We start from the raw sequence: 13,856 nt of genomic DNA, 5'->3' as shown, positions 1-13,856 counted from the left end.
TGAATACTTACCAATTTTTTATCATGCTACGGGCTAAATAGAGATGTCAAATCCGTGGCACCCACCACCTTGGGACAATCTTTATATCCCACCGGTATCAAAAAATCATTTTTTCCTCTATTTTTTAGTAAATTATAAAAAATCTACGTTCCAGGGACTTCTGTAGGAAAATATTTTTTTCGAGCATTTTTTTCTATTGTCAATGAATAAACATTCTGATAGAGAGCGCAAAATTACACTGTTTAGGGGGTAAGTATCTAAAATGGAAAACCTTGCAACGCAACCAAATTCCAACACAGACACTGACATTGACAACGAAATGGAGATGGATTTCGGGGCGGTCCTGGATGATTATCTTGATTCCGATTTTGGCAATGTTCAGGTCGGCAACATCGTATCCGGCGAAGTCGTCAAGGTCGACGACAATTACGTCCTGGTCGACGTCAATTTCAAATCCGAAGGCCAGCTGCCTGTCTCTGAATTCAAAGACAGCGACGGCAATTACAACGTGGACGTCGGCGACAAGGTCGATGTGTTCGTCGTCTCCAAAAGAGACTCTACCGGTACGATCATTCTTTCCCACCAGAAAGCCAAAAGGATGCAGTTCCTCAATGAACTCGAGGACATCCTGGAGAACAAGAAGACCATCACCGGTCGGATCGTTCGGCGTATCAAGGGTGGGTATATCGTTGATATCAACGGTATGGAGGCATTTTTGCCCGGATCGCATGTCGATCTGCGGCCCGTCCCAGATATGGACGCCTTGGTTGATCAGAATTTCGAATTCCGGGTTCTCAAAATCAACCGCCAGCGCAGCAACATCATCGTTTCCCGCAGAGTCCTTCTCGAAGAAGCCAGGGAACAAAAACGCACTGCTTTGCTGAGTGTCCTGGAAGAAGGGCAGCTCATCAAGGGTGTGGTCAAAAACATCACCGACTACGGTGCGTTCATCGACCTTGGCGGCCTTGATGGGTTGCTGCATATCACCGACATGTCCTGGAAACGGATCAAGCATCCCAAGGAGCTTGTCCAGCTCGGTGACGAACTCGAACTCAAGGTTCTCAAGTTCGATAAAGAAAAACAAAAAGTATCCCTGGGTCTCAAGCAGCTCATTCCCGATCCATGGGAGAACATCTCCGAAAAATATCCTGCCGGAATCAAGTGCACCGGCAAGGTCACCAACCTCGTCGACTACGGTGCGTTCGTGGAACTCGAACCCGGTGTCGAAGGGCTGGTCCATATCTCTGAAATGTCCTGGACACGCAAGCTCAGGCATCCCTCTCAGATGGTCAACCTCGCTGATGAAGTCGAGGTGGTCATCCTGGGCGTGGAACCCGAGAAGAAGCGGATCTCTCTGGGCATGAAGCAGGTCAATCCCAATCCCTGGGATCTGGTCGCTGAAAAATATCCGTCCGGAACAATCATTGAGGCCCCGATCAAGAGCATCACGGATTTTGGTCTGTTCATCGGTATCGAGGAAGGTATCGACGGGCTCATCCATGTCTCCGATCTTTCCTGGACCAAAAAAATCCATCACCCCAACGAGATCTACAAGGTCGGCGATGTCGTACAGGCCAAGGTTCTTTTGGTGGACAAGGAGAACGAAAAGTTCACCCTGGGCATCAAGCAACTTTCTGATGACCCCTGGCTGGACGTCCCCAACCGCTACCCCGTAGGCAGTAATGTCAATGGCGTGATCACGAACATCACGGATTTCGGTCTGTTCGTCGAGGTCGAGGAAGGCATCGAAGGTTTGGTGCACATCTCGGAGATGGGCAAAAAGATCAAGGACCCCAAGGAAGCCTTCAAGGAAGGGGAGACCATTGAAGCCCAGGTCATCCACGTCAGCTCCGATGACCACAAGCTCGGTCTGTCCATCAAACAGCAGCAGAAGGAAGTCGCCAAGAAGCAGTCCGCGGCCGCAGGTGGCAGCAATCTCGGTGATCTGATCAAGCAGAAAATGGAAGAAGAGGGGATCTAATTTCCCCTGGTATCCTTCAAGCGTAATAAAGGCCGCATCCTTGAAAAACAGGATGCGGCCTTTGTCGTTATCCCGGCACAATGCGTTCTAAGGGCCATGATGCGCCCCACCGTGCAATCTAGCCCCAAGTCCCGATCCCCGTTCTATCCTGCGTCCCACGGCCCGGACCAAGATTGTAGGATTACCCACAATGGTAACCTTTTTCCGGGCCCGGGTGATGGCCGTATAGAGCAGTTCCCTGGTCAGCACGGGGCTGTCGGCCTCGGGGAGCACAAACAAAACGTGGTCGAACTCGGAGCCCTGGCTCTTGTGCACGGTCATGGCAAAAGCGGGTTCGTGGGAAGGGAGACGGACCGGGGCGATGGAGCGCATGCCTCCCTTGTCAGGGTCGGGGAAATGGATACGCGGGCGTCCTTCCCCGTCCGGGGAGACAAGGCCGATATCGCCGTTGTACAGGCGGACCCCGTAGTCATTGGCCGAGACCATGACCATCATGCCTTCGGGCCAGGCTATGTGGCGTTCCATGGCCGTATTCGCTCCGAGGATTTCCCTGACCATGGCGTTCAGCTGGACGGTTCCCCGTGCGCCATCGCGGACCGGGGAAAGGATCCTGAATGATTGCAGCCGCTCATACCGTGCATCCACATCACGGGTTGCAAAAGCGGGCAGGTATCCGTTCTCGATGACCGATCCGACCACCGATGCGGGATCTCCTGTTGTTCGGGTATCTATCCAGGAGATGTCCGGGAGGTTGGACTCGAGCACGGTCAAGGATCTTGATCCGTCGCCATCACGCACGGCAAGGCTCAGCTTCTTGATTCCGCTGTCTTCCCCGAACCGGTAGCTCTTTACCAGGGGCACGACCGCGTCCCCACTCTCCCCGCCATCCCCCTGCTCGGGTAGCGGTTCTTGGGGATTGTCTGCGGCCCCCACGGTTTGGGCATACTCCCGGACAAAAGCAGCAGAAAACACCCCCAACCGATCCCGTCCGCAGATATCCCCCAGTACGGCCCCTGCCTCCACAGACGCCAGTTGGTCCCTGTCACCCAGAAGGATGAGTCGGGCATGTTCCGGGAGCGCCTGAACGGTCTTGGCCATGAGGGGCAGGTCAACCATGGAGACCTCGTCCAGAACGAGCAGGTCGAGATCCAGGGGGGTGTTCCGGTCATGCCGGAACTGCGGGCTTCCAGAAATCCTCCCCAGCAGACGATGCAGGGTTACGGCCGAAGTCGGCATGCGCTCCGCCACATTCTCGGGCAGATCAAGACGCTGCCCTATCCCCTGCAGGGATTCACCCAGACGGGCCGCCGCCTTCCCGGTTGGTGCGGCCAGGGCGATGCGAAGGGGCTCCTTGCTCTGCTCCAGAATCAGGGCGAGAATCTTGGCCACGGTGGTCGTCTTGCCGGTTCCTGGACCGCCGGAAATGACGCACAGTCTTCCGGTCACGGCAGCGTACCCAGCAACCTTCTGCCAGAAGCCGCCGTCTTGCGTGTCCGGAAAATACCGGTTCAACCCCTGCCCCAGAAGATCGGCTTTTATCCCTGGAACACGCTCCACGGCCAAGCGCCCAAGATCGGCGGCAAGGTCGTTTTCATAATCAAAATACCGTTTCATGTACAAACGGGATGCGTCGAGAATGAGCGGCCGGTCCTCGCCCGGGCCCCCCACCACAGAAGAGGTGGCAAGGACTTCCAACCAGGTGGCAAGACCGGGCACGGTGATCCCCTGCTCGGCCAGTATGTTGACAAGAGACCTGTCGATGCTGCCCAGATCCAGACAGATATTCCCCTGTCCGGTATGACGGCTGAGCATGGCTGTGGCCAGAGAAAGCACGGGATCATCTCCGGCCTCCAACCGGCAGATAAAAGATGCCAGATGGAGATCAATGGGGGCAAACAGACCGGTTTCCTCCAAACGGAGTACCGAATCGGGTAATGAAAAGGGGATGGATGGTTTCCTCATAGCTTTTTGATGTCTCCATGGTATTCTTGCCGGCCCGATGTATGCGTCGGATTCCGCCCCAATACTCGGGAATAAAAAAGCGGGCGGGACGCCGGCCCTTCCGGGAAAAGGACGGCTTACGGCCACAAGCATCTTTGGTTTGTCACCCGATCAGATAATCCGACAGCTCCCTCACGAAACCGGGTTCGGGCATTTCGCGGTAGATGCCGTATTCCGGTCCCAGTTCCGCGTTCACTCCGCGCAGGAAGATATACAGGATACCCCCGAAATCGCGCTCGTACTCATAGCTGCCCGGAAGACGCATCTGCAGATACCCGTCCAGGGCCACGGTGTAGATATGGGACTGGAAGAAATACATATGTTCGGCCATGGCCTTTGTCAGGTGTTCTTGACGGTAGTTTTCCGGATCCTTGCCCAGATGGTTGGACTTCCAGTCAACGAGATACCATTTGCCCTGGTGCCGGAAGACCAGGTCGATAAATCCGAGCATGAACCCCTGCCTGGGGGCGAAACGCAATCCCTCCATGCGGGCGGGGAAGGATGCGGGCAGGGAGCGGCCCCATTTTCCGTACAGACCGCTCAGCCCCCTGGGCGTCACCCCATGCAGGGGGTAGTGGAACTCCAATTCGGGAAGGATTTCGCCGACCCGGCTCAGGGGGAATCCGTGGCCGAGATCCGCGCTGGTCACCTCCTGCATGGCCGCGGCAACGACAGGGGTCCATTTCTCCTCCATGCCGTAGCGCCGGAGTTTTTCACGGACCAAGTCTCTGGCCTCCTCGGAATCCGCCGATGCAAAATCGAGATGTTCCAGGACATCATGGAGCATTGTTCCAGGCCCCGCGCCCCGGGGAAAATCGAAGAAGGTGTCCCCGGACAGGTCTTCGGTTGCTCCTGCCGCATCCAGGGGTTCGTCAAAACCGGATCGGGCCGTGTGCTCCCTGCCGCGCACAAGCGAGGAAAAGCTGGATATGCCAAAATGGTGTCCGATGACCCTGGTGAACTGCGGGAGTTCGAGCCGTTCGCTCATTCCACCCTCCGTGGAGGCTGCGGATTTTCCGGGCTCTTCGGGCATGGGGTAGACGGCGCACCCGGGGATCTCCAGCTCCAGGTTTCCGAGCTGTTGCATCATTGCCGCGTTGTCGATGCCCCCCCACGTATCCACAAGCTCCTGAAGAACAAAATCATTCCCCGGCCGGTATCCGGAGAAAAGACAGGCCATGGCGGAGGACTCTGCCGAGCCGATCCTGCCGCAGGCCAGATAACAGCGCGACTCCGCCCGGGTCATCCCCACATAGGCAAGGCGCATGTTTTCGGCCAGCACCTCTCTCGACGCGAGCTCCTTACGTGCATTCGGGGCCGGATCACTCATATCCAGCAGGCTGGTCTCCGTGTCCGGCTCATGGATCAAAATTTCGGGATCTTTGCGGACCCCGTCAAAGAAAAAGGGACAGAAAACAACCGGGTACTGCAGTCCCTTGCTCTTGTGGATGGTCACGATCTGCACGGCCTTTTCATCGCTCTCCAGACGGAGCTGATGCTCTTCACTCTCCACGTCTTCCCGGCTGCATTCTTCGGCAAACCAGGCCAACAGGCCGGACATGTTCAGCTCGTTTTCCTGTTCGGCCGCGTGCAGGATCTCCATAAGATGGAGAACATTGGTCAGCATACGCTCTCCCCCCTCCATGCCCAGGAGCCGGGGGTGCACGGACCAGCGGCTCATCATGGCCGGGAAAAAACCCATGAATCCCCGTTGTGTCCATTCATCACGCATGGACACGAAATCCGTGAGGATCCGGTCCCACTCTTCTTCATCGCTTTCCAATTGGTTGATCATGGACGCATCGAATCCAAACATCCGGGTGGCCAGGACCGAGGTTATCCGGGAAGGCGTGCCGCACTCGGCAACCCCCTCCATGACCCGAAAAAGTTCACCGGCTTCATCCGTGTGAAAGACATTGCCGCTGCCCGCAATGACGCTGGGGAGCCGGCACCCGTGCAGGGCCTTCTGGACCATGACCGCCTGCCTGTTTGTACGCACCAACACGGCCAGGTGACGGGGTTCCACCGGTTCGGGATCCTTGCCCACGGTGACCAGTCCCTGCCGCCCCATGCGGACCAGCCGCGAGGCCTCGGCCGCAACACCCCGGGCCAGACTTTTGGCGGTGGCCTCCTTGGGGATATCCGTTTTGCTGTTCGGGGCCCATATATCCTTGTCCAAAAACCAGAGATGCAGGGGACTGTCCACGGCCTGGATGCAGGCCTCTGCCAGGTCCTGCCGGTCAGGAAACTCTCCATGGAAGAAGGGCTCGACCCGGCCACGTATGTCCAGACTACTACGGGGACCAGGGGCGGGGCAGACCGGCTCGAACCCGATTTCACGGAAGACAAAGGGATTGGACATCCGGTCGAACATCCGGTTCACCGCCTCCAGAAGGCCGGGTTCCGAACGCCAGTTGGTGTCCATGGTGTAGGACCGGTCCACCCCCTTTTTGGCCTGCATGTAGGTGAAGATGTCGGCCCCGCGGAACCCATAGATGGCCTGCTTGGGATCGCCGATAAGAAAGAGGGTGTGGGTGCCCGTCTTGAACAGGGTCGAAAAGATGTCGTACTGGACCGGGTCGGTATCCTGGAATTCGTCGATGAGCGCGGCCGCATAGGTGGACCTGACGGCATCCTGGAGCACATTGCTCCCGTCCTTGAGCACGGCTCTGACCCGCAAAAGCATGTCGTCGTACCCGTAGACATTGGTTGCCTGCTTGCGTTCGGCCAGCTCACGGGGCAGATATTCGGCAAACCCGGTCTTGAGAAAGACGATCCGGGTCCGGAACCCTTCGACAAGCTCCTTCCAGGTCGCTTCCAGAAGCTCACAGGCTTTGAAAAAAGGATGTTCCGGTGGCTCGAATTTTTTTTTGCACCCCCTGGTGGAGCATATAAATGACTGCGTTACGAGTTCGATTTTTTGGGGCACGTTCACCACGGGCTCGCCGGCAAACATCGTATCGATCCCGTCAATAAGGTTGGAAAGAGTCTTTTTATTGTATGCTGTTTTTTTCAACGCAGGATGTTCAAACAGGATCTTCCGGACCTCTTCCCTTCCCCGATACCATTCGGAACGCGCCTGCCGGAAGGTGCGGACATATTCACGCTCCAGTCCCTGCGTATCGGGCGCATCCCCCTGCGGCTCGATTATGGTCTCCTGGTGGTTCATGAGTGTCTTGGCCAAAGAACAAAGCACCCTCAGTGAGATTTTTTTGGAGTTGTCCAGAAGATATTCCGCAAACAGGGAGGAAACACCGGAACAATGCACACGCCAGTAATCCTCGGCAATGGTGTTGACCAAACCGTTCTGGTCGGTGATGAGCTCGGCATCAAAGGTCTCCCGGCTCTCAAAGGCGTTTTCCGTGAGCACCCGCTGGCAGAACCCGTGGATGGTGAAGACCGCGGCCTCGTCAAATCCCTGCAGGGCCAGGGTCAGCCGATTCACAGCGCCCCCTGTTCCTCCTCCAGCACGGATTGAGGTGAGGAGGCCACGCAAAAACGGTTCATCACTCTCTTCGTCTGTCTGTAGCAATAAGAGAGCATCCCGTATGCGTCCCCGAATCCGGTCCCTGAGTTCAGCCGTGGCCGCCTTGGTATACGTGACCACCAGGATCTGTTGCACGGTCAGCCCCTGTTCCAGGATCAACCGCAGGTACAGGGCTGCAATGGCATAGGTTTTTCCGGTCCCGGCGCTGGCCTCGATGAGATTGGCCCCTTCCAGGGGGACGGTGGATAGGTCGAGTCTTTCGACGTTCATTCCGGTCATCCTTCCTTGCGCACATTGTCCACAATAGGCCCGAACACCCGATCCGCCAGATCCTCAAAGCGGTCGTCCAAGGCGTCCACATCCCTGAAACAAAGAGAGAAGTAGGCATCATCCCGTTCGCTGCTTGAATAGTCCGACCCCAGCCATTTTTCCCGGGCCTTTGCGCGGCCCCTGGAAATATCCTTTCTGCTTCCAACCACAAAAACATGGGAGGTTTCCGGAAAAAAATGCAGACACTCCCGCTGCCCCAGATCCAAGAGGGAGAGCAGGTTTTCGAGAATGGCCAGCCCATCATCCACGGGATCGAAACGCCATGTTCCGTCCCTGGCAATCATCCAGGTGGTGCGCATCTCACGGTTTGGTGCGAGCAGCTGCAGAACAAGGTGATCGATCCATCCGTGCAGAAAATCCTTGCCCTTGGCCTTGGCGAACCGGCCGAGTATCCGGCCCGGAGGAAAGACCTCACCGAGCATGGCCTGCACATCGTGGTGTGCACAGACAATGGTTCCGGAAAGAGGTTCCAGAGGATCAGCCCCGCCGGTAATATCCGCCACCCGGGTGCGCATGGCCTCCACACCGTCCAGCAACGCGTCGAACTGCCGCCGCCCCATGTTTCCCGGGGGAAGCACATTGGTCCCCCTGGCACGGACAAAGGCTTCTTCCCATCCCCCCTGGTCCGCATGCATGAGATCCTCTCCCAGCAGGTAGCTGACCAAGTAATCCAACCGTTCCAGGGGCTCCACGTCTTGCGGTCCTTCCTGACGGCCGTGCAGGGTGATGCCCAGGCGATGGTGCACCAGAAACCTGGCCGGATTTTTCCAAAAACCATGCAAGGCATCCAACCGGAGATCGCGGACGGGTTCTTCCCGATCCGGCAGCTCGCCCTGGATGAAGGGAGAGGCTATTCTTGGCTGGACCAATTTCACCGCCCCCTCCAGATTGTCCCGAACATAGCTTGTGAGGGGAAAAGCCGGATCAAAATAGTTTGGGTGGAACCCCTGCAACCGATGCCTTACGGTCAAAACCTCCGAGAGCCTTCCCTGAGCCATGGGATAATACCTGTCCAGATAATCCATGACCTCGCTCAAAAGAACACTGGGCGGCAGACTCGTATTGTCCCGCACATCCTGGCCCAGATAGGAAAAATAGATCTCGTCCCGGGCGGATATGAGAGCCTCCAGAAAAAGGTACCTATCGTCCATGCGCAGGGAGCGATCCCCCTTGCGCGAAGCCGCGCGGATGAGATCGAATCCCGGCGACCGGTCCTGACGCGGAAAGGTACCATCGGAAAGCCCAACCAGACAGACGACCCCGAAGGGGATGCTGCGCATAGGCTGCAACGTGCAAAAGGTCACTCCGCCGGACAGAAAACGCCCCCCTGAAGACACTTCCCCGAAGGCGCCCTTGAGCAGATAGCGTACCGTGGAAAAATCCAGCTCCCCCTCAAACCCGCTCGCCTCGGCCCGGGCACAGACCTCTTCAATACCGGTGACCAGCTCCAGCAGCCCCTCGGCCAGCACATCCCCGGCCTGCATCAGATCCCGCACCAGCCCGGCCAGGGCCTCGCGCCAGGCCGCCACGGAGCGCGGACGGTCCAGATTACCCACATGCGCAAACAAAACCCGCAAAAACTCCACAAACCGCCCAAGAACCTCCGCCTGCCCCCCCTCGATGGGATCAAAGGGAACAATCACCCCTCCATCCGATACCGGCTCTTTGTCTTCTTTCCTCTGGCTTCCGGTCTCCCGCCTCCGGTCTCCTGTCTTCTCCCAAATCCTTTCCGGCAGCATCACCCCAAGCAGCATCCGCTCAACCCCGGCAACCCAGGTATTCTCGCGATACCCTGGCAGCCCGAGTTCCTGCTTGAAATCCGCGTCCGTCCCCCAGTTGATGCCCGCGCCCGCCACCCAGGTACGCACAATGTCCACATCTTCGGTATCAAGTCCGGCCTTTTCCCGGAAAAAGGGGGAATCAAGGAGCGAAAGCACGGCAGAGGCCTCAAACCGGGAGGTCGTCAGGTCCAGAACCTGAAAGAATCCCTTGACGGCCGGGTGTTCCTGTTCCCTGGTCTGGTCGGCGATATGGAAGGGAATGAAGGTCGCCTCTCCCCTGCGGGCCCCGAACACGGCCTGGATATACGGGGCATAGATCCCGATGTCCGGGCACATGACCACGATATCCTCGGGCACAAGTTCCGGGCGTTTCTCGAGGCGGTCCAGAAGATGGTCGTGCAGGGCCTCCATCTCCCGCATGGGACTGTGGCAGGAACCGATGCGTACGGAATCATCGATCTCGAACCCCCCGCGTCCCTGCTCGGGAGGATTTTCCATACGCAGGATGTCCCCCTGGATCTCATGCAGGAGGGTATCCTCGCCCGGCTCCATAAAAATCTGCATGTCCCGCTCCAGAAGCCCCCCTGCAAGAAGAAGATCCTGAAAGTCGCGTCCCAGCCGCCCCAATGACCCGAGCAGGTCGTTGCCGGTTTCAACATGTTCGGCCCCGGCGTCGATTCCCTTGGTCACTGCCAGCCGCGCCTTTTCCTTGAGAGAAACAATGTCTGCCCAGTACTCGCTGCACGGACTGAGAAGATACAGGTCCACGGGAGTACGGTTTCCCAGCCCGCTCAGAATATCCAGATACAGGGGGGGAAGACTCGAGATCCCGAACACGGAAATCCGCTGCGGGACCCCCTTGGGCAGGGTATCCACCGCATCCAGACGATCTAGAAACCGCCGGGTCAGCGCAGCGCGGTGTCCATGCCCCCCCAGCCGTCCCACGAGTTCCCGCCACAAAGACGCCTGCCAGATCTCGTGCCCGTTGTCCGCGAGCATGGTTCCACCCCGCTCCCAGGCCTGGATCATATCCGGTCGGAAGATGAGGTACTGGTCGAAATGGTAGGCGATCTTTTCGGCCAGCTGGTACATTTTGAGATCCCGCCTGTCGCTCAGATACCCGGCGACCGGTCCTCCATGGGATTGTTCGGCAAATCCGGGCAGGATATCCATGAGTTCCCAGGCCATGTTCTCCTTGGCAAAGGGATACTCTTCGGGCGTGTCCGGAAGCAGGAGTTTGAACAGATCATAAAAAAAAACCACCGGAAACCGAAAGCTCATATTGGCGCAGATGTGCCAACGGCGGGCCAGCTCAAGTGAAAGATACCGTGCCATGCCCTGGCTCTGGACAATAACGCACTCCGGCTCAAAAGGGTCGTCCAGAGGACGACCGATACCCTCGGCCAGGCGGTCCACCAGATCCTCGAGCCGGTTGCCCAGAAATGTCCTGCATCCGGATCCCATGCGCTCTATCCTTCCTGGGTCAGGCCGACCTGGTCGGCTATCCCTGCGATTGCACCAATGGCCAGGGTCAAAAAATCCCCCAGTTCCATGCCTATATTGTCGCACTCCCGGATATTGTCCCGGTTGACCGAGGCGGCAAAGGCCTTGTCCTTCATCTTCTTTTTCAGGCTCTTGGCCTTCATCCCCTCCATACGTGTGGGCCTGACCAATGCCGCGGTATGGATCAACCCGGTCACGGTCTCTCCACACCTGAGGGCAAAATCCAGGTCGGTCTTGGGCTCGACCCCGGTCATGTCGTTATGGGCCCGGATGGCGTATACCGCCTCTTCCGGAAGCTTGTCCTCGAGCATGTCCGCCCCCACCATGCCGTGCTTTTCCGGGGTGTCGGCCACCTGGGAGTAGTCAAGGTCATGGAGCAGTCCGGCAAGTCCCCAGACCTCCCCATCCTGCCCCTTCTCCCGGGCCAGGGCCCTGAGTACGGCTTCGGACTCCAGGCTGTGGTTGATGAGATTCTTTTCCGTAATATTAGAATGCAGGAGCCCAAGGGCTTCTTCTCGTGTGATCATACGTTCTTTCTCCTTTGTTAGAAACTGAAAACCTTTTCCTCGAACCGGATACCAAACGACTGGATCAAAAAATATACCCCACCAGACACAGGCATTCAAGCATGAAACAATACCAAAAAAACATTCCCCGGAATCAAATGCATGATTCCGGGGAATGGAAACGGAGTGTTGCTCTGGGCCCGTTTGGTCCACCAAGAGTATCCGGTACCCCGCGCTCCTATCCGCGCATTTTCTCAATGATCGCATTCAAATCCGCGGCCAATTGGGAAAGATTATTCACGGCGTTTGAGGATTCATTCATGGCCTGGGCGGTTTCCGAGGCAATGATATTCACCTCTTCCGAAGACCTGGCGATCTGCTCCGAAGAAACGGATTGTTCTTCCGAGGCGGTGGCAATGGCCCGGACCTGATCGGCAGAGGCTTCGACAAAGCCGACGATCTTTTCGAGTGAAACACCCGCCTGTTTACCGAGCCGGGCGGTCTGTTCAACTTCCCCATTGGCCTGGTCCATCTCCTTTAAGCTGGTCTGGGTCCCGTTCTGGATACCATGGACAACGGAAGCGACCTCCTTGGTCGCGGACATGGTCTTTTCAGCCAATTTACGGACCTCATCGGCGACCACGGCAAATCCACGTCCGGCTTCGCCGGCCCGGGCCGCTTCAATGGCCGCATTCAGGGCCAGAAGGTTGGTCTGGTCGGCGATATCGTTGATCACGTTGATAATTTTTCCGATTTCATCGGATTGGGTGCCAAGCTCGTCCATATGGGTTTTCATCTGATGGACCCGCTTTTGTACCGTCCCGATGGCATCGATGGCATGGTTGACGTCTGTCATGCCTGTCTGGGCCTGCTCCTTTGTCTGGTCGGCATTGGCGGCCGCTTCAGATGCATTCTGGGCAACCTCCATAACCGTGGCGTTCATCTGCTCAACGGCAGTGGCCATCTCCGTGATCCGGGCCCGCTGTTCGTCAGCCCCCCGGCTGGCCTGGGCAACCTGATCAGCCATTTCTTCGGCCGCGGTGGCAACGCTCCCTGAAATATCATGGGCATTCTTGGCCGCATCGGCTATAATCGCGTTCTGTTCTTCAATGGTCCGCTGCTGGGCCTGGAACTCCGAAAGATCCGTGATGATGGCAAAGGCCCCGATAAGTTTCTCGTCCAGATCATAGAGGGGGGCAGCATCGATCAGCCCATAGACGCTCTTTCCCTGGCGGTTGTTCACATCCACGTGCTGCTTTTCAATGGTGCTCCTCTCCCGCATGACCTTGCCGACCACGGTGGGATGTTCCGGGTTCTCATACAAGAATTGGGCGACGGAGGTACCCACGAAATCCTCGGAACTGCCTTCAAGGCCGACAAGATCCAGAGACGCCTGGTTGACAAAGGTAATATTCTCGTTCTCATCGACCACATAGCAGGGCACTGTCATTCCAAGCAGGATCCCCTTGGAAAATCCGAGCTGTTCCTTGAGGGTCCCGACCATTTTTCCCAGGTTGGCGGAAAGGACTCCAAGCTCGTCAGGCGAGCCATCATCAAAACTGGCAGAAAAATCCCCTTGTGCGACCTTGTTCGAGGCCGCGACTATCGAGGCCACGCGGTTTATGACTCCGCCGTGGATGAACCAGGTGACCAGTCCGATCAATAGAACCAATCCGACAAGGCACACGAGAACAATCTTGACGATATGGCCATTGATCGTTCCAACATGCTCCGTAACATTCTGGACAAAAACCATGGTCCCAAGAATCTTCTTGGAGGAGCCATGACAATGGTAACAGGACTTCTCGTTCATGATCGAGACCGAACGGACAAAAAGGTCTTTAGAGCCAACCTTGACCAGGGTATTATCCGCCATCTTCCTTTTCAGTCCCTGAAGGGCGAACGCTCCGATTGTTGGATCACTATAGTAGCCGGAAAATTCCTTTTTCGCGGCTTTGGGATCGGTGCTGTACGTAACATTCCCTCTAAAATCGGTGAGGAACAGACTGGTATCGGGAAACCTCTTGGACACATCCTTGATTTCCTCGCGGGTGGCAGCATCATCACCGATGACCATGGGACGCTCGATGGAATGGTAAAGCAATTCCGCAGAACGGTTCAAGCCATCACCCAGCTGTCCGATCATGCCGGTATATTGCCAGTATATGGCAAGTCCGACAATAACGCTAAAAGACAGTAGGGAAAGCAAGGATACCAGCAGACCTATCTTGGCGTTGAGGGATTTCTTAAAAATATTCATGGGCCCT

Annotated in this window: 6 protein-coding genes; 1 reads left to right on the top strand and 5 read right to left on the bottom strand. The window is 56.9% G+C overall.

All coding sequences use genetic code 11. The features are described 5' to 3' along the window. The first annotated feature begins 262 nt into the window (after positions 1-262). Positions 263-1,981 (top strand): 30S ribosomal protein S1, encoded by a 1,719-nt coding sequence (locus ACY692_RS03205; protein ID WP_462323894.1) that lies wholly within the window; start codon positions 263-265, stop codon positions 1,979-1,981. A gap of 87 nt (positions 1,982-2,068) precedes the next feature. On the opposite strand, the gene recD is transcribed toward ACY692_RS03205, so the two are convergent. The 5 genes from recD to ACY692_RS03180 all read right to left on the bottom strand — a co-directional run bounded on the left by recD (position 2,069) and on the right by ACY692_RS03180 (position 13,849). Further along, the gene (recD, locus tag ACY692_RS03200; RefSeq protein WP_462323893.1) at positions 2,069-3,943 is read right to left on the bottom strand and encodes an exodeoxyribonuclease V subunit alpha; all 1,875 of its coding nucleotides are present in this window, start codon (positions 3,941-3,943) and stop codon (positions 2,069-2,071) included. 142 nt (positions 3,944-4,085) lie between these two features. Further along, entirely contained in the window at positions 4,086-7,739 is a 3,654-nt protein-coding gene (gene recB / locus ACY692_RS03195; protein WP_462323892.1) for an exodeoxyribonuclease V subunit beta, read from the bottom strand. Between the two features lie 5 nt (positions 7,740-7,744). Further along, positions 7,745-11,044: an exodeoxyribonuclease V subunit gamma gene (recC, locus tag ACY692_RS03190; RefSeq protein WP_462323891.1), complete on the bottom strand. Its 3,300-nt coding sequence runs from the start codon at positions 11,042-11,044 to the stop codon at positions 7,745-7,747. Between the two features lie 5 nt (positions 11,045-11,049). Continuing rightward, positions 11,050-11,610: an HDIG domain-containing metalloprotein gene (locus tag ACY692_RS03185; RefSeq protein WP_462323890.1), complete on the bottom strand. Its 561-nt coding sequence runs from the start codon at positions 11,608-11,610 to the stop codon at positions 11,050-11,052. A 217-nt stretch (positions 11,611-11,827) separates the two neighbouring features. Next, positions 11,828-13,849: a methyl-accepting chemotaxis protein gene (locus tag ACY692_RS03180; RefSeq protein ID WP_462323889.1), complete on the bottom strand. Its 2,022-nt coding sequence runs from the start codon at positions 13,847-13,849 to the stop codon at positions 11,828-11,830. Positions 13,850-13,856 lie beyond the last annotated feature (7 nt).

It is taken from the genome of Desulfoplanes sp. (assembly GCF_054921335.1).
This window is presented reverse-complemented; position numbering and strand designations above follow the sequence as displayed.